Genomic DNA, 25,722 nt, shown 5'->3' on the forward strand with positions numbered 1-25,722 from the left:
AGAGCGCCGCCTCGATGCGTCGTCCTGGAATCGCGTTTCGACCATCGATCCAGATCTTCGCTCTCCATCGTCGCGATTCAAAAATCGGACGTCACACTGCGCGATGTTGTTCTGAGCGGGAAACCGGAAAGTTACCATGTCCATCCGCTACAAGATCCTGCTCCCGCTGCTCGCCTTCATGCTCCTCGCCGGACTCCTGGCCGGAATCACCGGTTTCGTCGGCCTCGGAGCGGTCGGCGACCTCTCACTGCTCTCGGAACGTACCACCGAGGCGGCCGAGACCAGTCGCGCCGCCCGGGATCAGTTCCTGCGGGCCGAAAGCCTGGTCGCGCGGGTGAGCGCGATGACCGATTTCCTCGACATGGCGCCGATCCAGACGGAGTTCGCCGGGGCGAGCGCTCAGGTGGCGACCCTGCTCGGGCGCCTGAACGAGATCGCCCTGTCCGGACCGATGCAGGTCCTGGCCCGGAACGCGGAGGCGGATGCCCGCCAGTGGCGTGACGATGCCGAGCTTCTGCTCGGCATCCGGCAGGCCCGGGAGATCCCGGTTCACGAGCGCATGGTCCAGCAGAGCCGACGGCTGCGGACCCGGTTCGACGAAGCCGTGGCGCTCGCCGCCGCGGACACCCGGGCTCAGATGCAGGCGACCCGCGAGGCCACGGCGTGGAAGATCTGGGCGATGCTCGGGCTCAGCGGCGGCGCCGTCCTTCTCGGATCGCTCACGGCGTGGTGGCTCGCCGGGACTCTGGCGCGGCCGCTGGTGCGCCTGACCAGCGAGACGACCCGCCTGGCGGTGGGTGACACCAGCGTCGCCCTGGCGGCCGCGCAGCGCCGGGACGAGATCGGCGCCATCGCCCGCGCCGCCGTGGCGATCCGCGACACCTCCCGGGACGAGGCGGCACAGCAGCTCGAGGCCACCGAAGCCGCGCGCCTGCGCGAGGAGCAGGCGCGGCGCGCCATGCTGCACGACCTCGCCGACCGGTTCGAGCGCTCGGTCGGGGGTATCGTCGCCCACGTGGCCGAAGCCGTGGCCGGCCTGCAGGCCTCGTCCGGCACGATGCAGGCGGCCGTGGAGGGGACGGCGCTGCGCTCCACCAGCGCCGCGGACGCCGCGCAACGGACCGGCGGGAACGTCACCGCCGTGGCAGCCGCCGCCGATGCGCTGGGCTCGACCGTGCAGGAAATCGGCCAGCAGGTCGCGCATGCGGCCGGGCTGTCGTCCTCTGCCGTGCAGGCCGCCTCCCGCACCGACACGATCATGGCGGCGCTCTCCGCCGCCGCAACCCGGATCGGCGACGTGGTCGGCCTGGTCTCCACCATCGCGGGCCAGACCAATCTCCTGGCGCTCAACGCTACGATCGAGGCGGCCCGCGCCGGAGAAGCCGGACGGGGCTTCGCCATCGTGGCGGCCGAAGTGAAGGAGCTGGCCGGGCAGACCGCGAAGGCCACCGACGAGATCGGCCGTCAGATCGACGCCATCCAGTGCGCGACCAACAGTGCCGCCGAGGCGATTCAGGACATCACCGCTCAGATCCACGCGATGGGCGGCGTGACGACGCGCATCGCCGGCGCAATCGACGATCAGGGCGTCACCACGCAGGACATCGTGCGCAGCATGTCCGAAGCCTCGGGCGGGACCGACAAGGTGACCGCCGACATCTCCGAGGTCGCCCGCTCGGCGAGCGCGGCCGGTCACGCCGCGAAGGCCGTGGCGACCTCGGCCGACGATCTGGCCGTCCAGTCCCGCGCGCTGCACGCGGAGATCGATCAGTTCCTCAGGAACGTCCGGGCCGCCTGAGCGCGTCGGCGCCGGGCGAAGCCTTATCGCGGGGATGGGCCGATCGCCGTCCGCTTGATCCGGGCGAGCAGCGCGCAGGTCCGGCGCCGGTGGCGATGCAGCTCCGCCGCGAGGCTGCGGGCATCCGGCAGGCCCACTGCCTTCGCGATCTGCCGGGCGGCCCCGTGGGACGGGTCGGAGCCGGGATCGGCCATCACGAGCCGCTGCCATTGGTAGACCGCGTCGAGGAAGCCGTAGGTCTCGGCCAGGGGCTCGGTCAGGGCGGCGGGCAGGATCCCGCGCGCGCCGGCCTTCCGGAGCACAGTCTCCCCGGAGAGGCCAAGGCCGTCGGACTGGACCGGCGGGTGGCTCAGCACGATGGACTGGGCGAGGAAATCGAGGTCGAACAACCCGCCGGGGGCGAGCTTGAGGTCGTAGGGCCCGGCATGGCCGCGCTCCTCGGCGACGAGCCGGCGCATCTCTCCGGCCGCGGCGCAGACCTGGGCGGGATCGCGCGGCTGCGCGATCGTCTCGGCGATGGTCGCCATCACGGCCGCGCCGAGTTCGGGATCGCCCGCCACCACCCGGGCCCGGGTCAGCGCCATGTGCTCCCAAGGCTCGGCCGCCTCGCGCTGATAGGTCACGAAGCCGTTCAGCTGCACGGCGGGCGGGCTGTGGCTTCCGTAGGGCCGCAGGCGCAGGTCGACCGCGTAGAGCCGACCGCGGCGTGTGGCGGTGGTCAGCGCCGCGTAGAGCCGCTGCGCCAGGCGGTTATAGGCCACAACCGCGTCGAGCGGGCGCGGGCCGTCGCTCATCCGGTTCTCCGGATCGAAATCGTACAGGAACACGAGGTCGAGGTCGGAGACCGCGCTGAGCTGCCGGGATCCGAGCCGGCCGAGCGCCAGCACGCAGCACCGGCCCTTCGGCACGGCGCCGTGGTCCTGGGCGAACCGGCGCTCCTCCGCCTCCAGGTTCAGCGTGACCGTCGCCTCCGCGATGGCCGAATAGGCCTCCCCGGCCTGGCGCGGCGTGATCAGGCCGGACAGGAGCCGCGCGCCCGTGACGAAGGCCATCTGCCGGGTGGCGTCCCGGCACCGGTCCAGAAGCTCCTCGTGACTCGCCGGCTGCCCGACCAGCGCCCGGTACTGGTCGCTGACCTGCTCGGGACCCGGCACCGGCGCCACGAAGTCGGGATCGAGCACGGTGTCGAGGACGTGGGGGCTGAGGCTGACCGTGTCGGCGAGGTGGGGCGAGGTCCCCAGGATGTCGGCGAACAGCAGGCGCAGACGCGCGTGCGAGCGCAGGATGGCGAGCAGCTCCGCCACCGCCGGCATCCGGGCGAAGGCCCGGTCGAGGGTGAGCAGGGCCGCGTCCGGATCGTTCGTGCCGCCGAGCGCCCGCAACAGGCTCGGCAGCAACTCCGTCAGGATCTCCCGCGCCCGGCCTGTCTGCAGTGCCGGACGGCGGCCGACATGCCAGCCCTGCACGGTCTCCCAGGCCGGCCGCGGATCGCGGAACCCGAACGCCGCCAGGGCCTCCAGGGTGGAGGGGTCGGCCTCGCTCTCGCCGAAGACCAGGGCGTCCTCCGGCGCCCCATCCCCGGGCGCCGCCTCGAACAGCAGGGCGTAATGGGCCTGGACGCGGCCGGCCTGGTGCAGCAGCGCCGCCTCGAATGCCGCCCGCGTGTCGAATCCCGCGAACAGGGCCAGGGCGTCGAGCGCCGCATCCCCGGTCGGCAGGCGCTGGGTCTGCTCGTCGCGGATCATCTGGATCCGGTGCTCGAGGGTGCGCAGGAACCCGTAGGCCTCCGTGAGCTCGTCCCGGGCTCGCGCGTCGATCCAGCCCTCCTCGACGAGGCGGGACAGCATCTCGACGGTCCGGCGCCCCCGCAGGGCGGGCTTGCGGCCGCCGAACACGAGCTGCTGGGTCTGGACGAAGAACTCGATCTCCCGGATGCCGCCGCGGCCGATCTTGATGTCGTGGCCCGCCACCGTGATCGTGTCGTGCCCGCGGACCAGGTGGATCTGCCGCTTCATCGCGTGGATCTCGGCGATGGCCGCGAAGTCGAAGTGCCGGCGCCAGATGAACGGCGCGAGGTCGGCCAGGAACGCCGCGCCGGCCGGGATGTCTCCGGCGATCGGCCGGGCCTTGATGAAGGCGGCGCGCTCCCAGTTCTGGCCCAGCGTCTGGTAGTAGTCGAAGGCGAAGCCGGTGGAGAGCGCCACCGCCGTCGAGCCCGGGTCCGGGCGCAGCCGGTAGTCGATCCGGTGGACGTATCCGTCGGCGGTGCGCTCGGACAGGAGCTTCACCAGGCCCTGCGCCAGCTTGACGAAGAACGCCTTGGGGTCGCCGCCGGTGGCGGCCGCGGCGGGCTCGGCCTCGTAGAAGACGACGAGGTCGATGTCGCTGGAATAGTTCAGCTCGGCCCCGCCATGCTTGCCGAGCGCCAGGATCACCAGCCCGGAGCCGACCTGCGGCGCCCCCGGGTCCTGCGGCCGGAACCGGCCGGCCGCCATCCCCTGCCGGAGCAGGGCGTCGGTGGCCGCGCTCACCGACGCGTCGGCGAAGTCGGACAGGGCCCGGACGACCGCGTCGAGATCCCAGCAGCCGCCGAGATCGGCCAGCGCCACCAGGAGGGCGTGCGCCTCGCGGTTCCTGCGGAGCTGGCGGGCCACCTCCGCGAGGTCGGGGTTGGCCCCGCAGGCCCCGCCGACCGCGCGCTGCCGCTCGATGATCGCCCGGCTGGCGGCGCCCGGCGGCTGCGCCATCAGGGCGACGAGCCGCTCCGGCGCGCGGGTGACGGCCTGCCACAGGAACGGCGAATGGTCGGCGAGCCCGAGCAGCAGGGTGCGGCAGGTCGGGGTGAGGAAACCCTCCGGGAGGGCCGGCTCGATCTCGGCGAGCCGCGCGCGGGCGGTCTCGGGATCGGCGGGCCGAAGGCTGGGGCGCAGGCTGTCGCGCAGGGTCGGTTCGGGCTGCATCGGCCGGGCCGTCGTCAGCGCGGCCGTCCGGGCGCGTCCACCCGGATCGGCTCTGTGGGAATGCCGGCGCGCGCCTGGGCGATGGAGCTTCCGCTTCGACCGGTGGTCTCGCGTCTCACGCCGATCCTTCCTAAAGCGCTGGCCGCCGAAGCGGAGACCGGTTCGGCGTCAGCGAGCGCGTTGCACCAGTCGCGCGCCGCACCCGATCGCGTCTGGCTTCCGGGACGGCGCACGATCCGCGTCGCCCTCGGCACGATGGCCGGCATCCTAACCGATCCGGGCGCGGCCGGCACGGGGCTTTCCAAGCTGCCCGCCAAGCTACCCATGGAGCTGCCTGCCGAACCGCCCGGTAACGCTTTTCAAAGGCGACCGTGGCGTTTATCCGTGCGGACCGGTCCATCGTCCCCGGCCCGGCAGCCGGGCCGCGCGGCGTGTTTCGCGGGGACTCGACCGCCAACCGGGCGGCCAAGGATCGGCGGCTCCGACGCGACGGGCCGACCCGCAGATGATTCGCCCCCAGATCCGCCCGCCCGGAGCGCAGCATGTCCTCCCCGAACGCACCCCGCCTGACTCTCGACGGCCTCGACCTCGCCGCCCTGCTCTGCTCCCGCGTCTGCCACGACGTGATCAGCCCCGTCGGCGCGATCGTGAACGGGCTGGAAGTGCTGGAGGACGACGATGACGAATCGATGCGGGTCTTCGCCCTCGAACTGATCGGCAAGAGCGCACGGCAAGCCTCGGCCCGGCTGAAATTCGCCCGGATCGCCTTCGGGGCGGCCGGCTCCGCCGGCGCCTCGATCGACCTCGCCGACGCCGAGAGCGTGGCCAAGGGCATGTTCAGCGACGAGAAGACCAAGCTGGCCTGGAGCGCGCCGCAGGCCCTGTTCCCCAAGAACAAGGTCAAGCTGCTCCTGAACCTCGTGATGATCGCCACCTCGGCGATCCCGCGGGGCGGCCTGATCGACGTCACCGTCTCCGGCGACGGAGAGGCGCCGACCCTCGTGCTCACCGCCAAGGGCTCGCATGCCCGCATCCCGCCCCATGTCGAGGAGCTGATGGCCGGCAGCCCGGAGAGCGGCACCGTCGACGCCCACGCCATCCTGCCGTTCTACGCCGGCCTCGTGGCGCAGGCCGCCGCCATGGATGTGCGATTCGCCATCGAAGGTGATGAAGTGACGATCACGGCCTCGCCGACAGTGATCGCTGCGCCCGCGGAGGCCGGTGACGAAGATTCCGGCACCGCGCTCGCCTAAAAAACTGGAAAACCACGGGGTGGGGAGGGGATTGAAACGCTTCCCTAACCCCGCGCGAGTAAGTACGTTACGCGAGAGCCTCTTCGTGTAACGAGTATCGCCGATGGACGACCTGCTTCGTGAGTTCCTGACCGAGAGCGGGGAGCACCTCGACACGGTCGATGCTGAATTGGTTCGATTCGAGCAGGATCCGAATAACCAGACGATACTTCGGAATATCTTCCGACTCGTTCACACGATCAAAGGAACCTGCGGGTTCCTCGGCCTTCCGCGCCTCGAGGCCTTGGCGCACGCCGCCGAGACCTTGATGGGCCGCTTCCGGGACGGCCTGCCCGCCACCTCCGAATCGGTCACGGTGATTCTCTCGACCCTGGACCGGCTGAAGGCGATCCTGGCCGACCTGGAAGCCACCGGCACCGAGCCGGCGGGCTCCGACGACGACCTGATCTCCGAGCTGGAGCGCCTGGCCTCGGCCGAGCCCGAGCCCCAGGCGGCACCGGCCCCCGCGCCCGAGCCGGTGCTGCCGGATCCGGTCTCCCGCGAGCCGAAGCCGGGCGAGGTGACCCTGGACGAGTTGGAGGCGGCCTTCCTGGCAGCCCCGGGCCCGAGCGAGGCCGACTTCGCCGCGCCGGCCCCGGCTCCCATCGAGGCTCCGAAGGTCGAGGCCCCCAAGCCCGCGATCGCCAAGGCCACTGCGCCCAAGCCCGCCGCGGCCAAGCCCGAGTCGTCCAAGCCCGAGTCGTCCAAGCCCGAGTCGTCCGAGCCCGAGTCGGGCAGGGCAGAGCCGGCGGGTGACGCCGAGGCCGTGGTGGCCACCGAGACGACGGCGGCCGGGAAGATCCAGACGATCCGCGTGAACGTGGATACGCTCGAGCACCTGATGACCATGGTCTCGGAGCTGGTGCTGACCCGCAACCAGCTCCTCGAGATCGCCCGCCGGCACGAGGATTCGAGCTACAAGGTTCCGCTCCAGCGCCTGTCCCACGTCACCGCCGAGCTGCAGGAAGGCGTCATGAAGACGCGCATGCAGCCGATCGGCAGTGCCTGGCAGAAGCTGCCGCGCGTCGTGCGCGACCTCTCGGCCGAACTCGGCAAGCAGATCGACCTCGTGATGGTCGGCGCGGAGACCGAGCTGGACCGGCAGGTCCTCGAGGTGATCAAGGACCCGCTGACCCACATGGTCCGCAACTCGGCCGATCACGGCCTCGAGTCCACCGCCGGGCGCATCGCGGCGGGCAAGCCGGCGCGCGGCACGATCCGCCTCGCCGCCTACCACGAGGGCGGCACGATCACGATCGAGATCGCCGACGACGGCAAGGGCCTCGACCTCGCGGCGATCCGCAGGAAGGCGGTGGAGCGCGGGCTGGCGGCCCAGGCCGATGTCGAGCGGATGACCGACGCGCAGGTCGCCAAGTTCATCTTCGACGCCGGGTTCTCGACCGCGGCGGCGGTCACCTCGGTGTCGGGCCGCGGCGTCGGGATGGACGTGGTCAAGACCAACATCGAGACCATCGGCGGCATCATCGACATCGCCACCACGGCGGGCCGCGGCACCACCTTCACCATCAAGATCCCGCTGACCCTGGCCATCGTGGCCGCCCTGATCGTGCGCGCCGGCGAGCACCGCTTCGCGCTGCCGCAGGTGGCCGTGCTCGAACTGGTGCGGGTCGATGCCGGGGCGCAGCGGGTCGAGCGCATCAACGGTTCGCCGGTGCTGCGCCTGCGCGAGCGGCTGCTGCCGATCGTGTCGCTCACCGGCCTGCTCGGACAATCGGCCGACACGAGCGAGGAGGCGACGCAGGCGGGCTTCGTGGTGGTGGCCCAGGTCGGGCGCGAGCGCTTCGGCATTCTGGTCGACGAGGTCTTCCACACGGAGGAGATCGTCGTGAAGCCGATGTCGGCCAAGCTGCGGCACATTCCGATGTTTGCCGGCAACACGATCCTCGGCGACGGCGCCGTGGTGCTGATCGTCGATCCCAACGGCGTGGCCCGGCAGGTCGCCCAGGGCGTCCAGGGCAGCAACAGCCATGCCGATCCCGACGCCGAGGCGGAGATGTCCGACGGCATCGACTCCAAGACCACGCTCCTGGTGTTCAAGGGCGGCCAGGGCAGCTTCAAGGCGGTGCCGCTCTCCCTGGTGACCCGCCTCGAAGAGATCGAGTGCGACAAGGTCGAGTGGCTGGGCGGCCGTCCGCTGATCCAGTACCGCGGCCGGCTGATGCCGCTGGTCCCGGCCGACTCGGCGATCACGATCCGCTCCGAAGGCACCCAGGCGCTGGTGGTGTTCTCCGACGGGGAGCGCGCCATGGGCCTCGTGGTCGACGAGATCGTCGACATCGTCGAGGAGCGCCTCGACATCGAGATCGCGGCCGACCGCTCGGACCTGATCGGCTCGGCGGTGCTGCGTGGCCGCGCCACCGACATCATCAACATCGCCCACTTCCTGCCGCTCGCCTACGACGACTGGGCGCGCGGCCCGAAGAAGTCGGAGCAGGTCTCGACGCTCCTGCTGGTCGACGACTCGGCCTTCTTCCGCGACATGCTGAGCCCGGTGCTGAAGGCCGCGGGCTATCAGGTCATCACCGCGGCGAGCGCCGAGGCCGCGTTGGCACTCCTCCAGTCGGAGACCCGGATCGAGATCGTGGTCACCGACCTCGAGATGCCGGGCCGCAGCGGCTTCGACCTCGTCGCCGCCATGCGGGCTTCCGAGCCGCGCCTCGCCGGCTTGCCGGTGATCGGCCTCACCGGGTCGGTGGGCGCCGAGGCGGTGGAGCGGGCTCGGGCGCTGGCGATCAGCGACCTGGTGGCCAAGTTCGACCGCAGCGGATTGATCGCGGCCCTGGCCGAGATCAGCGCCACGGATGTCTCTCAAGCCGCCTGATCCCGGCACCGCCCGCCATACGACGATCGAACCCGGAGAGTTCTGATGCAGGCTGCCAATGCCAACGGCGCCGAGACCGGCCCCACCGACGACTATGTCACCGTCTTCGTGGGCGACACCCTGTTCGGCCTGGCGATCGAGCGCGTCCACGACGTGTTCGTCCCCTCCGGCGTGACGCCGGTGCCGCTGGCGCCGTCCGAGATCGTCGGCCTGCTGAACCTGCGCGGCCGCGTGGTCACGGCCGTGTGCCTGCGCCGACGCCTGGGCCTGCCCGATGCCGTGGTGCAGGACGAGAAGGCCAATCCCAAGATGGCGATCGGCCTGGAGCAGGGCGGCGAGACCTTCGCGCTCGTGGTCGACGGCGTCGGCGAGGTGCTGAAGCTCGGCAGCGACAGCCGCGAGGCGGTGCCGATCAACCTGGATCCGCGCTGGCGCAACCTCGCCACCTGCGTCCACCGCCTCGACGGCCGCCTCCTGGTGATCCTCGACGTGGACGCGCTCCTCGGCTTCAGCGCTGCCGGCGCGAAGGCGGCGTGAAGGAGGGGCTATGAAAGCGCCACACGAGACGACCTGCCTGGTGGTCGACGATTCCGCGGTGATCCGGAAGGTCGCGCGGCGGATCATCGAGGCCCTCGGCATCAATGTGAGCGAGGCCGAGGACGGCAGCGCCGCACTCGAAGTCTGCGCGGCCAGCATGCCGGACGCGATCCTGCTCGATTGGAACATGCCGAACATGGACGGCTACACCTTCCTCCAGGCCCTGCGCCAGAGCGAGGGGGGGACGGTCCCGAAGGTCCTGTTCTGCACCACCGAGAACGATGTCGGGGCGATCGCCCGGGCACTCCGCGCCGGGGCAGACGAGTACATCATGAAGCCCTTCGACCGCGACATCCTGGCGGCCAAGCTCGAACAGGTCGGTCTCGTCGCAGACGCGGCCTGAATCGGCGCCGCCCCCAACCGCGACCCAGTACCCGAGGCAAACATCATGGCCCTGAGCCCCGCGGTCGTCCCGCTTCGCAGTCCGCCTGCGCAATCCACGACATCCACGGCGGCTCCGATCCGGGTGCTGATCGCCGACGATTCGGCCGTCGTGCGCGGGCTCGTCGCCCGCTGGATCGCCGAAGCGGGGTTCGAACTCGCCGGGACCGCCTCGAACGGCCGCATCGCCCTGGAGATGATGGCCAAGCACGACCCGGACGTCGTGCTGCTCGATATCGAGATGCCGGAGCTTGACGGCACGACGGCGCTGCCGCGCATGCTGGCGATGAGCCCGAACCTCCAAGTCGTGATGATGTCGACGCTGACCACGCGCAACGCCGACATCTCGCTGAAATGCCTCGCCCTCGGCGCCGTCGACTACATCGCCAAGCCCGAGAGCAACCGCGGCGTCACCACCTCGGAGACGTTCCGGGTGGAGCTGATCGAGCGCGTGCGGGTGTTCGGCGCTGCTCGGGCCAGGGCCCGGCGTCCCATGGGCGCCCCGGGTGCCGCTCCGACCCCGCCCAGGCCGCGCCCGCGCTGGCGCCCGCCGCCGCCCGGTGCCGCGCCCGGCCACCCCGTTCACCCTCCGGCCGAAGGTCCGCAACCGCACCCAGCCCCGCGCCCTGCTGATCGGCTCCTCCACCGGCGGACCGCGGGCGGTTGGCGAGATGCTGGAGGGGATCGGCGCCGCCGCCCTGCGGCGCGTGCCGGTGCTGATCGTGCAGCACATGCCCCCGATCTTCACGGCCGTCTTCGCCGAGCACCTCTCCACCCGCACGGGGCTGCGCGCGGCCGAGGGCAAGGCCGACGAGCGCTTAGAGGCGGGCCGGATCTACGTGGCACCGGGCGGGCGCCACATGGGGCTCGTGGCGGGACCCGGCGGTCCCACGATCCGGCTCACCGACGGGCCGCCGGTGAATTTCTGCCGTCCGGCGGTGGACGTGCTGTTCAAGGATGCGGCCGTGGTGTTCGGCGCCGCCACCGCGACGGTGATCCTCACCGGGATGGGCTCGGACGGTACCAACGGGGCGCGCGCGCTCACCGAGGCGGGCGGCCCGGTCCTGGCCCAGGACGAGGCGACCAGCACCGTCTGGGGCATGCCCGGCAGCGTCGCCCGAGCCGGCCTCGCCGAGGCCGTGCTGCCGCTCCCCGAACTCGCGACGGCGCTGCGCGCCCTGATCACGGGGCAGCTGTCATGACCGAACTCGAGTTCGAATACCTGCGCAGCTTCCTCAAACAGCGCTCCGGCCTCGCGCTGACCGCGGAGAAGCGCTACCTGGTCGAGAGCCGCCTGACCCCGGTCTGCCGGCGTTTCGGGCTCGCGACCCTCGGCGATCTCAGCGGCGCGCTGAAGCTCGGGCAGGATGGGGCGACCGAGCGCGCCGTGGTCGAGGCGATGACCACGAACGAGACCTTCTTCTTCCGCGACCGCATCCCGTTCGACCTGTTCCGCGACACGATCCTGCCCGAGGCCCTGGCACGCAACGCCAGCCGGCGCCGGCTGCGGATCTGGTGCGCCGCGGCCTCGACCGGCCAGGAGCCCTATTCCCTGGCCATGCTGCTGCAGGAGGCAGCGCCCCGGCTCGCCGGATGGCAGGTGGAGATCGTCGCCACCGACCTGTCCACCGAGGTGATCGAGAAGGCCAAGCTCGGCCTCTACAGCCACTTCGAGGTTCAGCGTGGCCTGCCGGTGCAGTGGCTAATCAAGTACTTCACCCAGATCGGCGAGCAGTGGCAGATCGCCCAGAGCCTGCGCTCCATGGTGGATTACCGCCAGCTCAACCTGCTGCACAGCTTCGCGTCGCTCGGCCAGTTCGACGTGATCTACTGCCGCAATGTGCTGATCTACTTCGATGCACCGACCAAGTCGGATGTCCTTGCCCGGCTCGCGGCCCAGCTTGCACCGGGGGGCGCCCTGCTGCTCGGGGCGGCCGAGACCGTGATCGGCCTGACCGACCGGCTCAGTCCCAACCCGAAGCAGCGCGGCCTCTACGGCCATTCCGAACCGGTGGGCCGCACCCCCGAGATGGTACCGCCCCTGCGCGTGGCCGCCGGCGTCTGACGGCCCGGCGGCCGGTCCGGGCCCCGTTCTGCGCGTCGGGATCGTCGCGGCCGGCCCCGGTGCCATGCCCGGTGCCGGCGTCCTGACGGGCGCCCGCCGCCGGGCGCATCGCCCGCCTGCGCCCGGACGGGGTCGACCCCGGCGTAGCGAGGCGGCATCAAGGGCCTGCGCAGCAGCCCGGGATCGGCGGACGGCCCGGCGGCCAGGAGACACGGCATGGCGGCAGGAATGGCGGCAGGACACGGGGCGGGATTGCCCAAGGTCGCGTTCATCGGCACGGGCGGGACGATCTCGTCGCTGGGACGCGACGCCCTCGACATCCTCGACTACACCGCCACCGACCGGCGCCTGGAAGCCGGCGCGATCCTGGATGCGGTCCCGGAACTGGCCACGGTCGCCACGGTGGTCCCGGTGCCGTTCCGGGCGGTTCCGAGCCCGGCGATCGGGTTCGCCGAGTGGCGCGACCTCGTCCTGCTGTGCGAGCGGACCGCCGGGGAGCATCCGGACCTCGCCGGCATCGTCATCGGGCACGGCACCGCCACCCTGGAGGAGACCGCCTACGCGCTGAGCCTCACGCTCACGATCGACCTGCCGGTGGTGCTGGTCGGCTCGCAGCGGCCGATGAGCGCGCTGTCCACCGATGCCAAGCTCAACCTCGTGGCGGCGGTCCGCACCGCCGCCAGCCCCGCCTCCCGGGGGCGCGGCGTACTGGTGGTGCTGAACGACGAGATCCAGGCGGCTCGCGAGGTCACCAAGACCTCGGTGGCTCGGCTGCAGACCTTCCGCACCCCGGATTTCGGCGTGCTCGGCCAGGTCGACGGCGATCATGTCCGCTACTACCGCCGCTCCGAGCGGGCGCACGCGCCGGGCACGCCCTTCGACATCCGGGCGCTGGCCGCGCTGCCGCGGGTCGACGTGTGCTACGGCTACGCCGACGCCGACGGCACCGCGGTGCGGGCGTTCCGGCAAGCAGGGGCGCGCGGCCTGGTCGCGGCCGGGCTCGCCCCGGGGATGATGCCGCCGGCCGAGGCCGACGCCCTGGAGGAGGCCGCCGCAGCGGGCATCCCGGTGGTGATGTCGACCCGGGCCGGCAGCGGGGTGGTGCCACTGACCACGCGGCTGCGCACCCGCGGCATCCTCAGCGCCGACAACCTGACGCCGCAGAAGGCCCGGATCCTGCTCGCCCTGGCGCTGACCGCGACCTCCGAGCCCGACGCGGTCGCGCGCCTCTTCGCGACCTATTGAGAACCGATGCCCCTGATCGATCCCGCCCGGACGCGCCTCCTGGTCATCGACATCCAGGTCCGGCTGATGCCGGCCATCGCGGACGGCGCCGGGGTGATCGCCAACACGGGCCGCCTCCTGGCTGCGGCCGGGATGCTCGACGTGCCGTCCCTGTTCACCGAACAGAATGCCGGCGGCCTCGGGCCGACCGTGCCGGATTTCGCCCCGGAACCCGGGGCGGCCTTCGCCAAGATGAGCTTCGGCGCCGCGCAGGCGCCGGGCTTCCTTGACCGGATCGGGGACCGCGACCTCGTCGTGACCGGCTGCGAGGCGCATATCTGCGTGCTGCAGACGGTCCTCGGCCTCCTGGAGGCCGGTCGGCGCGTCTGCGTGGTCGCCGACGCGGTCGGCTCGCGCCGGCCCGAGAACCGTGCGGCCGGCCTCGCCCGGATGGCGGCCCACGGAGCCGAGATCGTCACCACCGAGATGGTGGTGTTCGAATGGCTCGGCACCGCCCGGCACCCGCGCTTCCGCGAGGCCGTCAAGCTGATCAAGTGAGCGGGCTCAGCCGCCGTCCAGAGCCGCACGGGTGCGGGCGTCGGTACCGATATCGTCCAGGCCCTCGAGGCCCAGCACCTCGATTAGCCGCATGCGGGCGCGGCTGACCCGGCTCTTGATCGTCCCGACGGCGACGCCGCAGATCGCGGCCGCCTCCTCGTAGGTGAAGCTCTGGGCGCCCACCAGGACCAGGGCCTCGCGCTGGGCGTAGGGCAGGCGGTTCAGGGCGCTCTGGAACTGGGCCATCTCCACTCGGATCTCCTGCTCGGGCAGGGAGGTCAGCTTCCCCGCCAGCACGCCGTCGGCATCCTCGACCTCGCGCTTGCGCTTGCGCTGCTCCGAGTAGAACAGGTTGCGCAGGATCGTGAACAGCCAGGCCGTGAGGTTGGTCCCCCGCCGGAAGCTTCCGGCATTGACCCAGGCGCGCACCAGCGTGTCCTGCACGAGGTCGTCGGACCGGTCGATGTCGTAGGTCAGCGAGAACGCGAAGGCCCGCAGGGCCGGGATCGCCCCCAGCAGGAGGCCACGCATCTCGGGATCGACCCCCTGGGATGGCGGCCCGGAATTGCTGCCGGCGGGAGCGGCTTGGGTCATCATCATCATTGCAGGGCCTCCGTGTCGGAGCATGCGGCGAGGTCGTCGATCAGCGTCCGGAGCCGCTCCGGGATCGGCAGGGCCAGGACGTCGGCGTAGTGCAGGCGCAGGCCGCGTCCGATCCGGTCGCGATCCGCCTCGCTCATCGGCCGTCGTCCGGGCATGGGGCGTGCGGCCGCGCCGTCGGGCGGGGGCGCAGCATCGTTCGCGGGCGTCAGCCCGGCGCCCTCCGCCTCCCCGGCGAGGCGCGTCACCACCCGCTCGTCCTTGCCCTGGATCATGATCACGCCCCGATCCTCGGCGATGCGGCCCCGGGGGGGCGGCACCCCCGCCGCCCCGGTCTGTCGACCGGATCCGGCGAAGACGCGCTCCATCGCCTTCCGACGGCGCTGGTAGGCGCGGCGGATTTAATCGGTTCTGAACTTCGTATTCATCAAATCTTAATGTCGGAATTTATGAGCTAGACGGTGATTGATTAGCAAATATTCCAGTTACAATTCAGAAATACTATTTATAGCTTGGCCATAAGCCAAGGTCGTCCACTGAGGCTGAACGGCGGCTGAGCATCCTGGCGACGTTCGGGACCTCGTGGGCGAAAGCGTCGAGGGTGCGCGACCGCGCTGACGTTCGGTGTGCGCAAGCCAGGCGCGTCCCGCAGGATGCGACAACCTGAAGATGCGGGGTCTGTAGCCAGGGCCGGGCAGCTGTGCTGAATAGGTCCGACGAACGGCTGCAGGACGCCTCGGCGCCGGCAGCAAGCGGGCAGCACGGTCGCAGTTTGCTATCGCCTCTCCATCCCGTCGCTGCGGTGAGGCCGCAGCTCACGCCAGACGACCTGGCGCGGAGGCTTGCCGGCCTGGGGCAGGGCGAGCGTCTGGTCGTCCTGGGCGTCGACAGCGCCGCCATGGGGACGCTGATCTCAGATGGCACAGACCGCAGCGCGCTGCTGGTCGCAAGCGGAGGCCGACGCACGGCCGCGGCGCTCATCGACCGGCTTCTCGACGATCTCGCCGAGCTGGCGCTGGAGAGCTGGCCGCATTGGTACGGCCGTGATGCGTCGCCCACCCCGGTCGTCGCCGATCCGTGGCTGAAGGCGGCCGCCAAGCGCGCCAGGCTCGGCCTGACGCCGCGCTTCCGCAAGATGGGGCGCGACCTCGAACTCCGCCGCCTGTCCCGGTTGATCGACCCCGCCGGCGTCATTTTGGTCTGGGAGGTCGATCCGGTGGCGGCGACGCGGGCGCGTCCGGCCATTGAGGCGCTGGAATGGTGCGTGCGGCACGAGGCCACGGTGGTGCCGGTGCTCGCCGCGGAGCCATCCGACGCCGCGCCCTACGACCGGATCCTCTACGGCGTCCATCAGCTCGCACGAAGGGAACGTGCGGCGGCCGAGCGCTTCATCGCGCCGGCCGGAGCACACCACGCGAGCGCCATCGAGCGGCACGTCGCGGAGGCACTGGCGCAGGACGCAGACCTCAGGGGCCTGTTCGTCTGCAATGCCCCTGTGCCCGTGGGGGCCTGGGGCGCACGACCCCGCGTCGACCTGCTCTGCCGCAAGCACCGCATCGTCGTCGAACTCGACGGCCCCGAGCACCGGGTCGAGCCCAAGTTCGGCAACGATCGTCACCGGGACTACGAGCTCCTCACGGCGGGCTACCTCGTGCTGCGCTTGACCAACGATCAGGTCGCGACCGACCTTCCCCTCGCGATCGAGAAGATTCGAGCCGTCGTCCGCCTGCGACGCGGTGCGCAGGAAGGGCGAACCGATGCGTGAGATGCCGACGCCGAAGCAGGCGCTGATCCTGTGGTGCCTCCTCGGCCGCTGTGGAAGCGCGCTGCAGAGCACACTCGCGCCGCGCATCGACAAAGCGGACCGGGAGGCCCTGATCGCGGGGCGCTACCTCGAGGCAGAGCGGCAGGGGCGCTCCCTGCGCCTGACCGTCACGGACAAGGGCTGGAACTGGGCGGGCGAGCACATGCGCGAGCCCCTGCCGCCAACCTTCCGGGTGCTGCAGGACTGGCTGGAGCGCATTCATGTCGATCTCGCCAGAACGGGTCGGCCCCTCGCCGACCTCGTCGGGAGCGCCCCCGACGAGCCGGCACCGGCGGCGCCTGCCCCACGTGCGAGTAGATCGACGGCCGAGGGGCCGCAGAAACGCGGACCTAAGAAGCTCGGACCCAAGCAGCTCGGACCCAAGCAGCTCCGGGCGCGCATCGACGCCGCCTACCTCGCGCTGACGGGCGGGGCGCGGGCCAAGGCCGTGCGCCTGAGTGCCCTGCGCGCCCATCTCGAGGACCTCGACCGCGCGACCGTCGATGCGGGCCTCGCGGCCATCCTGCGCAACGATCGCACGGCGCGGCTGAGCCAGTTCAGCGACCCCAAATCGCTGAATGCCGCCGAGCGCGAGGCGGCGTTCAGCCCGGCCGGCGAGCCGTTCCACATCCTCTGGATTCAATCATGATCGATGCCCTCGACGCCCTGCGCGCGATCGATTTCGACTGGGTGCGGACGCTCGACAGCATCTGGATCGATACGGCGCCGACCGGCGGCCCGAACGAGCGGCTCGTCCCGGAGATCGTCGCCGACCTGCACGGCAAGGCGCACCAGCCGGCCGACCGGGCGCTGGGCCGGGTGCTCGTCGGCCAATCCGGAATCGGCAAGACCCACCTCATCGGGCAGGTCCGGCGCGAGGCCTGGCGCACGGGCGCGTGGTTCGTGCCCCTCGACGTCCTCGGGCTGACGGATTTCTGGCGCAGCGCGGCCCTGAGCTTCGTGACCGCCCTGCTGCAGACGATGCCGGACGGGCGGCGGCAGTCGGATGCCGTGCTCGCCGGCGTGGCACGCCGCTTCCGTGTCGAGGCGCAGGTCGAGGCCGCATTCAACACGCCGAACATGGATGCCCGCCGGATCGTCGACGTGCTGGTCCGGGCGCTGATGAGCGTCGATCCCGGTCGGGCGCTCAAGCACCTCGATGTCTTCCGCGCCTTGTGTCTCCTGCGGTCGCAGGATCTCGCCGTCGTCGGCCTCGCGCATGCCTGGCTGCAGGGCTACGATGCCGACCCGGCGGAGCGGGCGGCCCTGGGCTTCAAGACGCCGCCGCCGGCTCCCGTCGAGCTCGTGCGCGGCATGTGCTGGATCATGGCGCTGAGTGGGCCGACGCTCATCGCCGTCGACCAGATCGACGGGGTGATCGAGACCGGCCGTCTCGCGGCCGAGGATGGGATCGACGCGGAGGCGGGCTTGGCCGAGGTGCTCGCCGCGGGGCTCCTGGAGGTCCACATCGTCTGCGACCGCAGCATGACGGTGATGACCTGCCTCCAGGAATCCTGGGAGCGGCTGGAGGTACGCGGCCTGAAGCCCATGCGGGAGCGTTTCGCGGAGGCGACGGGGCTCGTGGGCATGAACGAGCGGGCTGCCGCCGCCGCTCTCGTGGCCGGTCGTCTCGAGCCGGCCTACGCGGAGGCCGGCTACGTGCCACCGTTCCCGACCTGGCCGTTCAGCGAGCGCGCCCTCGCCGCCGCGGCGGCGGCCGGCATGATGCCCCGCACGCTGCTGATGCGCTGCGACGCCTTCCGACGCCGCTGCCTCGCGGAGGGCGCCGTCTCGGTCTGCGACAGTCTCGGAACGGCCGGTCCACCTCCGGAAGCCCCATCCGAGGAGGCCGGATTCGATCTCGCCGCCGCGTGCCGGGAGGCCGACATTGCGGGCATCCGCAGCGATGAGGATACCTGGCTCGGCCAGCTGCTGCGCGACACCTTCGACCTCTACGCCCTGGAAGACGATCCGGACGACACCCTCGACGTCGCCAGCAAAGGCGAGCCCGACCAGCGGATCCCGCCCCTGCACGGACGGCTGATCTACATCCACCGGGATGAGAACGACCGGGAGCGGCACGTCTGTTATCGGGCCCTCCAGCACCAGAACGCGATCGCGTTCCAGGCCCGTCTGCGGGCGGCGCTCACGGCCTCCGGCATCTCGGCGCGAATCCCCGACCGGGAATTGCTGCTGATCCGCCGCGGGCCCATGCCCGGCGGGGCCAAGACGAAGCAGCTCGTCGACGCGTTCACGGCAGCCGGGGGCATGTCGATCGACCCCTCGGACGCGGATCTGCGCGTCTTCGTCGCCCTGCGCGACCTCCACGCGCGGGCGCTGGAGGCGGGCGCGTCCGATCGGTTCGAGCGCTGGATCCGTGCCGAGCAGCCGCTCGTGAACACCGCGTTCTTCCGGGATGCGGGCCTCGCCCATGCGGCGAAGGCCGCTTCAGCTCTGGGACAAGCTCAAGCCGCCGGCGAGGGCGCCGCTGTCGCGAACGCACCCGCTGCGCCCCCGGCGGCTCACGCCCCGGCGGGACGGGGAGTTCGGCCGGATCGGCCCAATCCCGGACCGTCGGCGCCGGGTGCCGAAGCGGATGCGATATCGGTCGGGCACCGGCTCACGCCCGATGCGCCCGGCGTGAGCCTGCCGCTGCGCCTTCTGCCCCGGCATACCGCGATCATCGCGGGCTCCGGCTCCGGCAAGACCGTGCTCCTGCGCCGCCTCGTGGAGGAGGCCGCGCTCGCGGGGCTTCCGGCCATCGTCATCGACCCCAACAACGATCTCTCGCGCCTTGGCGATCGCTGGCCCGAGCGGCCGCATGGGTTCTCGCCGGACGACGATCGCAAGGCGGCGCTCTACGCCGAGCGGGTCGAGGTGGTGGTGTGGACGCCGGGCGTGCATGCCGGCAACCCGCTGTTCCTCTCCGTCCTGCCCGACTTCGCGGACCTGGGCGAGGATCGGGATGAGCGCCAACAGGCGATCGAGATGGCGGCCGAGACTCTGGGGCCTCTGGCCGGGGCCAAGACCAATCTCCAGCGCGGCGTGCTGGCGGATTCGCTGCGCCGCTTCGCGGAGCGCGGCGGCGGCAACCTCGCGGCCTTCATGGCCCTGCTCGCGGATTTACCCGACGGCATCAGCCAGATCGGCAACGCCGCCAAGCTCGGGCTCGGCATGGCGGACCAGCTCCACGCCGCCGTGGCGACGAACCCGCTCCTGAAGGTGGAGGGCACGGTGCTCGACCCGCGGCACCTGTTCTTCGGGCGCGACCCGGCGCGCACCCGCATCTCGGTGATCAACCTGTCGGGTCTCGCATCGGACGCGGCCCGCGAGGATTTCGTGAACCGGCTCCAGATGACGCTATTCGGCTGGATCAAGAAGAACCCGTCCCCGCGCGGCATGCTCTACGTCGTCGACGAGGCGCAGACGTTCCTGCCGGCCCAGAGGGCGTCGCCGAGTCTCGGAAGCGGCATCAAGCTCGTGGCCCAGGGCCGCAAGTATGGGCTCGGGATGATCGTGGCGACGCAGGTGCCGCGCGGCATCCACAACCAGGTCGTCTCCAACTGCACCACGCAGTTCTTCGGGCGACAGAGCGCGCCCGCGACGATCGCGGCCGCCCAGGAGATCCTGGCGGCGAACGGAGGCGCGGCCGCCGACATCGGCAAGCTGGGGGCCGGGGAGTTCTACTTCGCCACCGAGGGCTCTGGACGGCCGGCCAAGCTGCGCACACCCCTCTGCCTGTCCTACCATCCGGCCAACCCGCCGACGCCGGAGGAGGTCATCCGTCAGGCCAAGCGCTCGATCGAGGCGGGCACCCGGGCGCGCGCCTCCTGACGCCACAGGTCCCGAGCCGGCGTAGCTGCGACCGGGCTCGCCGAGAGGAAGGTTCACGATGACGGCGAGGTCCGATCTGCCGGGAGGTGCGTCCTGCGACCTGCGCCTGCTGCACGCCACGACGATCGCAGGCGGCCAGGTCACCATCGATATCCGAGGTGAGCGTGTGGCCGCGCTCCACGCCCCAGACCGACCCCTGCCGCCCGCAGGCCGGGAGATCGATCTTGGCGGCGCTCTGGTGCTGCCCGGCTTGTCGGACAGCCATGTGCATCTCGACAAGTGCATGCTCGGCCTGGACTGGCGGCCGCACCGGGCCCAGGGATCCGTCCGCGCGATCATCGAGGACGAGAAGGCCGTCCGCCGGGCCCGCCGGATGCCGCTGGCGAGTCAGGGCGCCGAGGCGCTCCTCGAACGCATGCTCCGCGGCGGCACCACCAGCTTGCGGACCCATGTCGACATCGACGACGTGACCCGGCTGGACCACCTCGCGCAGATCCTCGACCTGCGCGCGCGCTGGTCCGATCGCATGCAGATCCAGATCGTCGCGTTTCCGCAGAGCGGGATCCTCCGCTGCGCCCCGGTCGCCGGCTACCTGGACGAAGCCCTGCGGATGGGGGCCGACCTCGTCGGCGGCCTCGATCCCGTCGGCATCGACGGGGACCGGGACGGGCCGCTCGACACCGTCTTCGGACTGGCCGAGCGTCACGGCCGCGGCATCGACATCCATCTCCACGACGGCGGCGAGGCCGGCCTCGACGAGATCGACGCGATCGTCGCGCGCACGAAGGCCTCCGGGCTCGGCGGCCAGGTCACCATCAGCCACGCCTTCGCCCTGGCGGATGCCGACGACCTGCGGCTCGGCAGGATCGCGGAGGCGCTGCGCGAAGCCGGCATCACCCTGGTGAGCAGCGTGCCCGGCACACGCAGGTGCCCGCCGATCCCGCGCCTGCGGGACCTCGGCGTCGCGGTCTGCTTCGGCACCGACAACGTACGCGACTGCTGGAACCCGTCCACGGTCACCGGCATGATCGACCGCGTCCTGCTCGCCGCGTACCGGTTCGATCTCAGGAGCGACGCGGACCTCACGGCTCTGCTCGATCCGGTCACCGCCGTGCCGGCGCGGGTGGCCGGGCTTGGCCCGGGGACGGTGGCCTCCGGCGTGCGGGCCGACCTCGTCGCGTTCGACGCCGCCTGCGCGCCGCAGATCATCGTCGAGCGCCAGGAACCGGTTCTGGTTTTGGCGAAGGGGGTGGTCGCCATCGACCGCCGTGGCCCGGTCGCCGGAACGACGCCGTCGCCGGCTTGACGGCGGGGGCGCCGCAGGCACGGTGTCGCCCATCAAGACCGCCGAGCCCTTCGCTACGTCCTCGCCGCCGTGCGCGCGGGTTCGGTCCGGTCCGCCGCCGAGATCCTGAACGCCGCCGCCTCGGCGGCGAGCCGGCAGGGCGACGGAGGAGACGGACCGCAGGCTTCCTCTCCGCGGCTCCGACGTCCTAACCTCCTTGCGTCCTAACCTCCTTGTAGGGCTGGATCCTCCCGCACCCGCATGCCGCCGTCGATGCGCTCGACCGTAACGCCCTCCGCCGACGAAGGAGTTCGGACCATGCCGACGCAAACCATCCTGGCCGCCACGACCGCCCTGGCCCTCGGGCAGGGCACGGCGCAACCGATTCCCTCAGTCTCGGCCACGACGACCTACCATCGGGTCGAGATCGACGGCGTCGGCATCTTCTACCGTGAGGCCGGGCCACGCGACGCGCCCACGGTCCTGTTGCTGCACGGCTATCCGTCGTCGTCCCGGCAGTGGGACCCGCTGCTGCCGCTCCTCGCCGACCGCTACCATCTGATCGCCCCGGACTACCCGGGCTTCGGACAGAGCGACGCGCCGTCGCCGGCCCGGTACACCTACACCTTCGACACTCTCGCCAAGACCATGGAAGGCTTGGTCGCCCGGCTCGGCATAGAGCGGTACACGCTGTTCCTGCAGGATTACGGCGGGCCGGTCGGCTTCCGCATGGCGCTGGCTCATCCCGAACGGGTCGACGCGCTCATCGTTCAGAACGCCAACGCCTATGCGGAGGGCCTCGGTGCCAAGTGGCAGGGTATCGCCCAGTACTGGGCTGATCCCGCCGCTCATCCCGAGCAGGTCGACGCGTTCACGTCGCTCGAAGGGGCCAAGCAGCGCCACCTCGGCACCAGTCCCAACCCCGAGCGCTACAACCCGGACACCTGGGCCGACGAGTACGCCATCCTGGCGAGGCCGGGCGAGCGGGAGATCCAGGCGGCGCTGCTCGCCAACTACCGCACGAACGTCGCGTCCTACCCGGCCTGGCAGGCCTGGATGCGGGAGCATCGGCTGCCGATGCTCGTGCTGTGGGGCCGCTACGACCCATCCTTCATCGTGCCGGGCGCCGAGGCCTACCTGCGCGACGTGCCGAAGGCGGAACTGCACATCCTCGATGCCGGGCACTTCGCGCTGGACGAGGCGACGGACGAGATCGCCCGGCTCACCCGCGACTTCCTCGGCCGCGTCGAGACAACGCCTCTCCCGTCGTCGGCCCCACGTTGAGAGGAGGGCTCACGTCGAGAGGAGGGCCCACGCTGGACGTGGGCCATCTTCGGGCGCCCCGAAGCGATGCCCGCGTCGGCAAGGCCACCGAGCTATCGACGATCAGCGTCTGACAAAGGCGAGAATGTCGGCATTGATGATATCCGCATGCACCGTCAGCATGCCGTGCGGGTATCCGGGATATGTCTTCAGTGTTCCGTTCTTCAGGAGCGTGATCGACTTCAGCGCCGCGTCGGCGATCGGCACGATCTGGTCGTCCTCGCCATGGAGCACCAAGGTCGGTACGGTGATCGCCCTGAGATCTTCGGTCTGATCGGTCTCCGAGAAGGCCTTGATACCCTCATAATGGGCTTTGGCGCTGCCCATCATCCCCTGCCGCCACCAGTTCTGGATGACACCCGGAAGGATTTTCGCCCCGTCGCGGTTGAAGCCGTAAAACGGACCGGCCGGGACATCGAGGAAGAATTGGGCGCGGTTTTCGGCGAGCGCCTTGCGGAATCCGTCGAACACGTCGCGGGGCAACCCCTCCGGATTGGCCTCGGTCCTGAGCATCAGTGGTGGGACGGCGCTCACCAGGACCGCCTTGGCGACCCGCTCCTGCGGCTGGCCGAACCTGGCGACATAGCGGACGACCTCGCCGCCGCCCGTGGAATGGCCGATATGGATGGCGTTCCGGAGATCGAGATGCTCCACCACGGCGGCGGCATCGGCCGCGTAGTGGTCCATGTCATGGCCGTCCGAGACTTGCGCCGAGCGGCCGTGACCGCGGCGGTCATGGGCCACGACGCGATAGCCGTTCCCCACGAAGAACAGCATCTGCGCGTCCCAATCGTCCGACGAGAGCGGCCAGCCGTGATGGAACATGATCGGCTGGGCATCCTTCGGACCCCAATCCTTGTAGGCGATTTCGGTGCCGTCCCGGGTCGTAACCGTGGCCATGGTGTTCCCCGTACCTGATCCAATTCCGTTCCGGCCGTTCCGCCGGACGGCCGAGCACGGTTCCTAGGGCGCCGCGCCCACGCCCGCTTGTACGAAAGCATCGCGCTTGTGCCGTCACGGCGCCGAACAGACCCGCGTCCCGACGGGCCGCGCGGGTTCGTGCCGAGCGTTGTCCCGGACGGCAGCGATGCCGAGCCGATCGGCCTCGGGCAAGCCCGGCGGCGCGCCCCTAACGTGACAGCGGGCGGGACCCGAGCACGGTGGTCAGGCAGCGCTCGAACTGGTCCGCCTCGAAAGGCTTGGCGTAATACGCGAAGGCTCCGAGCGCGAGCGCCCGCTCGCGGGTCGCCTCGCTCGGATAGGCCGTCATCACCATGACGGGAAGATGCGGCCGCTGGCCCGCCAGGATCCGGAGGAGATCGAGGCCGCTCAAGCCCGGCATCTGCACATCCGTCACCACGAACGCGATGTTGGCCTCGTCGAGGGTGGCGAGCAGCGGCTCCACGCCGTCGAACACGAGGGCCTCGTATCCCAGCGCGCGCGTCAGACGATCGAGGGCGGAGCGGATCGAGGGATCGTCGTCCACGATGGCGACGACGGGACTGCGCACGGAACGTTCAGCCATGGGCGAGCGGCAGCATGAAGTGGAAGGCGGCGCCCCCCGTTGGGGCGGCATCGACCCAGATGTCGCCCCCATGCGCGTCGATCAGGTTCCGGCAGATGGCCAGACCCATCCCCATGCCACCAACCTTGGTGGAGTGGAACGGTTCGAAGATCCGCGCACGCCGTTCGGGCTCGATGCCGGGACCCGTATCGACCACCTCGACCACCACGGAGGCGGCAACCCGGCGGATCGCGATGGTGATGTCCTTCCGGCCCGGGGCGTCCGCCATGGCCTGGGCCGCGTTGACCAGCAGGTTGACGAAGATCTGCTGGATCTGGATCAGATCCGCCGGGACGGGTGGGATCGCCTCCTCGGCGGCGAGATGGATCGTGGCGCCGTGGCTGCGGATCTCGCGCTCGACCAGGAGGTTCGCGTCCCGCGCGGCCTGGACCAGGTCGATCGGGGCGACGATCCGCGGCGCGTTGCTGAGATACGAGCGCGTCCGCGCCACGACATCGCGGGCGCGCGTCGCCTCGGCCACCACGTCGTCGAGGGCGAGGGAGGCCTCGACCACGTCGGGCTCGGAGCGGCGCAGCCAGCGCAGGGCCGCCTGGGCGTTGGCGACGATGGCTGCCAGGGGCGAGTTGACCTCGTGGGCGATGGAGGCGCTGAGCGCCCCGACCGTGGTGATCCGCGAGGTCCTGGCGAGTTCCGTGTCGGCCGCCGCGAGATGGGCCTGGGCGCGCTTGAACGCCGTGACGTCCAGCGACGTGACGATCACGTCGGCGAACGCCGCGCGCTCCTGCGGCAGCGTCGCCGTGAACAGCACGTCGCGTTCGCGCCCATCGGCGCCCAGGATGTGGGCTTCCGAGCGAAAGAAGCGGTCGCCCCGGCCGAATGCGACGAGCCACTGCACGAAGGTCTGGTCGGTGTCGGGCAGCAGGCGATCCAGGGAGCCGAGATAGGCGTCCTTGGCCGCCGCGCCGGTCTCCTCGAGGGTGAAGGCGTTCACATCCGTGATGATGACCTTCGCCCGCAGGGCACGGAGCTCATCGGGGTGACTGGCGAAATGGCACTCGATGTCGACGATTCCGTCCCGGCGCAGGGCCGCGACGGCGTCGGCCACGGCAGTCCAATCCTCGCGCCAGATCGAGATGCCCGAGCGCTCGTAGATGGCCTCGAAGGCACGGTCGGCGCTCCGCCGGCCTCGCCGCAGCGCCATCAGATGGGCCGCGGTGGCGGCCGCGGCGAGAAGCGCCAGGATCCCGCACAGGATCGGCAGGACGCCGCTCGACGACGCGCCCGTCGAGCCCGCCAGGAAGGCCAGGGCGACCGGGATGCCAACCGACAGCCCCGCTGCGCCGAGGTCTCCCGCGCCGATGTGCGCGGGGCGGGATGGCTGTGCCCGCATCCAGGCCGGCAGGTCGTCATTGCCCGTGACCTGGTGGTGGGACGTCTGCGCCAGGCTCGGCCAGCGCGAGAAGACCTGCCGCATGCCACTCATCCAACCGGGTCCACCAGCTTAGGGAGATTGCACCAGCCCGTCTCCGATACGCCTGTATAATGGCGCAATTCGACCGTGGATTGCATGTTGCCGCTATGGACTTGTATCGGCACGGCATCATAAAGTTTCCGAACGCAGGTTTGCTCGCTTC

Annotated in this window: 20 protein-coding genes and 1 pseudogene; 15 read left to right on the forward strand and 6 right to left on the reverse strand. The window is 71.0% G+C overall.

The annotated features are described in order from the left end of the window. Window positions 1-136: 136 nt before the first annotated feature. Complete coding sequence (locus tag FVA80_RS25615) at window positions 137-1,798, forward strand: methyl-accepting chemotaxis protein (protein ID WP_147909946.1); 1,662 nt, start codon at window positions 137-139, stop codon at window positions 1,796-1,798. Between the two features lie 23 nt (window positions 1,799-1,821). Here FVA80_RS25615 and FVA80_RS25620 read toward each other — a convergent pair whose 3' ends face one another. Further along, window positions 1,822-4,758, reverse strand: coding sequence for a bifunctional [glutamine synthetase] adenylyltransferase/[glutamine synthetase]-adenylyl-L-tyrosine phosphorylase (locus tag FVA80_RS25620; RefSeq protein WP_147909947.1), 2,937 nt, complete (start codon window positions 4,756-4,758; stop codon window positions 1,822-1,824). Between the two features lie 542 nt (window positions 4,759-5,300). Here FVA80_RS25620 and FVA80_RS25625 point away from each other — a divergent pair. The 9 genes and pseudogenes from FVA80_RS25625 to FVA80_RS25660 all read left to right on the forward strand — a co-directional run bounded on the left by FVA80_RS25625 (window position 5,301) and on the right by FVA80_RS25660 (window position 13,717). Further along, window positions 5,301-6,011 (forward strand): histidine phosphotransferase family protein, encoded by a 711-nt coding sequence (locus FVA80_RS25625; protein ID WP_147909948.1) that lies wholly within the window; start codon window positions 5,301-5,303, stop codon window positions 6,009-6,011. Window positions 6,012-6,114: 103 nt separating this feature from the next. Continuing rightward, the gene (locus tag FVA80_RS25630; RefSeq protein ID WP_147909949.1) at window positions 6,115-8,892 is read left to right on the forward strand and encodes a hybrid sensor histidine kinase/response regulator; all 2,778 of its coding nucleotides are present in this window, start codon (window positions 6,115-6,117) and stop codon (window positions 8,890-8,892) included. 45 nt (window positions 8,893-8,937) lie between these two features. Next, complete coding sequence (locus FVA80_RS25635) at window positions 8,938-9,429, forward strand: chemotaxis protein CheW (RefSeq protein WP_147909950.1); 492 nt, start codon at window positions 8,938-8,940, stop codon at window positions 9,427-9,429. A 10-nt stretch (window positions 9,430-9,439) separates the two neighbouring features. After that, on the forward strand, window positions 9,440-9,832 hold the full coding sequence (locus FVA80_RS25640) for a response regulator (RefSeq protein WP_147909951.1): 393 nt from the start codon (window positions 9,440-9,442) through the stop codon (window positions 9,830-9,832). A gap of 45 nt (window positions 9,833-9,877) precedes the next feature. Next, window positions 9,878-10,213 (forward strand): annotated as a pseudogene (locus FVA80_RS31670) (response regulator); the annotation flags it as partial. Between the two features lie 163 nt (window positions 10,214-10,376). Next, a complete protein-coding gene (locus tag FVA80_RS31675) occupies window positions 10,377-11,072 on the forward strand; it encodes a CheB methylesterase domain-containing protein (protein WP_246692465.1) in 696 nt (231 codons plus the stop codon). Further along, window positions 11,069-11,935 carry a protein-glutamate O-methyltransferase CheR gene (locus FVA80_RS25650; RefSeq protein WP_147909699.1) on the forward strand — a complete coding sequence of 289 codons (867 nt, stop codon included), beginning with the start codon at window positions 11,069-11,071 and terminating at the stop codon, window positions 11,933-11,935. Before FVA80_RS31675 ends, FVA80_RS25650 begins: the two co-directional genes overlap by 4 nt. A gap of 228 nt (window positions 11,936-12,163) precedes the next feature. Further along, window positions 12,164-13,180 (forward strand): asparaginase, encoded by a 1,017-nt coding sequence (locus FVA80_RS25655; RefSeq protein WP_147909705.1) that lies wholly within the window; start codon window positions 12,164-12,166, stop codon window positions 13,178-13,180. 6 nt (window positions 13,181-13,186) lie between these two features. Beyond that, window positions 13,187-13,717 carry an isochorismatase family protein gene (locus tag FVA80_RS25660; RefSeq protein ID WP_147909698.1) on the forward strand — a complete coding sequence of 177 codons (531 nt, stop codon included), beginning with the start codon at window positions 13,187-13,189 and terminating at the stop codon, window positions 13,715-13,717. Between the two features lie 6 nt (window positions 13,718-13,723). Here FVA80_RS25660 and FVA80_RS25665 read toward each other — a convergent pair whose 3' ends face one another. Continuing rightward, window positions 13,724-14,320, reverse strand: coding sequence for a sigma-70 family RNA polymerase sigma factor (locus tag FVA80_RS25665; protein ID WP_147909697.1), 597 nt, complete (start codon window positions 14,318-14,320; stop codon window positions 13,724-13,726). Continuing rightward, the gene (locus FVA80_RS25670; RefSeq protein WP_246692143.1) at window positions 14,317-14,685 is read right to left on the reverse strand and encodes a NepR family anti-sigma factor; all 369 of its coding nucleotides are present in this window, start codon (window positions 14,683-14,685) and stop codon (window positions 14,317-14,319) included. The genes FVA80_RS25665 and FVA80_RS25670 overlap by 4 nt, the downstream gene beginning before the upstream one ends. 434 nt (window positions 14,686-15,119) lie before the next feature. On the opposite strand from FVA80_RS25670, the gene FVA80_RS25675 reads away from it, so the two are divergent. The 5 genes from FVA80_RS25675 (at window position 15,120) to FVA80_RS25695 (ending at window position 22,524) form a co-directional block, all read left to right on the forward strand. Beyond that, a complete protein-coding gene (locus FVA80_RS25675) occupies window positions 15,120-16,082 on the forward strand; it encodes a DUF559 domain-containing protein (RefSeq protein ID WP_246692144.1) in 963 nt (320 codons plus the stop codon). After that, window positions 16,075-16,770: a hypothetical protein gene (locus tag FVA80_RS25680; RefSeq protein ID WP_147909696.1), complete on the forward strand. Its 696-nt coding sequence runs from the start codon at window positions 16,075-16,077 to the stop codon at window positions 16,768-16,770. Before FVA80_RS25675 ends, FVA80_RS25680 begins: the two co-directional genes overlap by 8 nt. Further along, complete coding sequence (locus tag FVA80_RS25685; RefSeq protein ID WP_147909695.1) at window positions 16,767-19,955, forward strand: ATP-binding protein; 3,189 nt, start codon at window positions 16,767-16,769, stop codon at window positions 19,953-19,955. The genes FVA80_RS25680 and FVA80_RS25685 overlap by 4 nt, the downstream gene beginning before the upstream one ends. 58 nt (window positions 19,956-20,013) lie before the next feature. After that, a complete protein-coding gene (locus tag FVA80_RS25690) occupies window positions 20,014-21,261 on the forward strand; it encodes an amidohydrolase family protein (RefSeq protein ID WP_147909694.1) in 1,248 nt (415 codons plus the stop codon). Between the two features lie 297 nt (window positions 21,262-21,558). After that, window positions 21,559-22,524: an alpha/beta hydrolase gene (locus FVA80_RS25695; RefSeq protein WP_147909693.1), complete on the forward strand. Its 966-nt coding sequence runs from the start codon at window positions 21,559-21,561 to the stop codon at window positions 22,522-22,524. Window positions 22,525-22,626: 102 nt separating this feature from the next. On the opposite strand, the gene FVA80_RS25700 is transcribed toward FVA80_RS25695, so the two are convergent. The 3 genes from FVA80_RS25700 to FVA80_RS25710 all read right to left on the reverse strand — a co-directional run bounded on the left by FVA80_RS25700 (window position 22,627) and on the right by FVA80_RS25710 (window position 25,562). Beyond that, complete coding sequence (locus FVA80_RS25700; protein ID WP_147909692.1) at window positions 22,627-23,463, reverse strand: alpha/beta hydrolase; 837 nt, start codon at window positions 23,461-23,463, stop codon at window positions 22,627-22,629. A 229-nt stretch (window positions 23,464-23,692) separates the two neighbouring features. After that, the gene (locus FVA80_RS25705; RefSeq protein ID WP_187193514.1) at window positions 23,693-24,073 is read right to left on the reverse strand and encodes a response regulator; all 381 of its coding nucleotides are present in this window, start codon (window positions 24,071-24,073) and stop codon (window positions 23,693-23,695) included. 7 nt (window positions 24,074-24,080) lie between these two features. Further along, window positions 24,081-25,562 (reverse strand): ATP-binding protein, encoded by a 1,482-nt coding sequence (locus FVA80_RS25710; protein ID WP_187193515.1) that lies wholly within the window; start codon window positions 25,560-25,562, stop codon window positions 24,081-24,083. Between the last annotated feature and the right edge of the window lie 160 nt (window positions 25,563-25,722).

Origin of the sequence: Methylobacterium sp. WL1 (assembly GCF_008000895.1) — a bacterium.
In the GTDB taxonomy this organism is placed as follows: Bacteria; Pseudomonadota; Alphaproteobacteria; order Rhizobiales; family Beijerinckiaceae; genus Methylobacterium.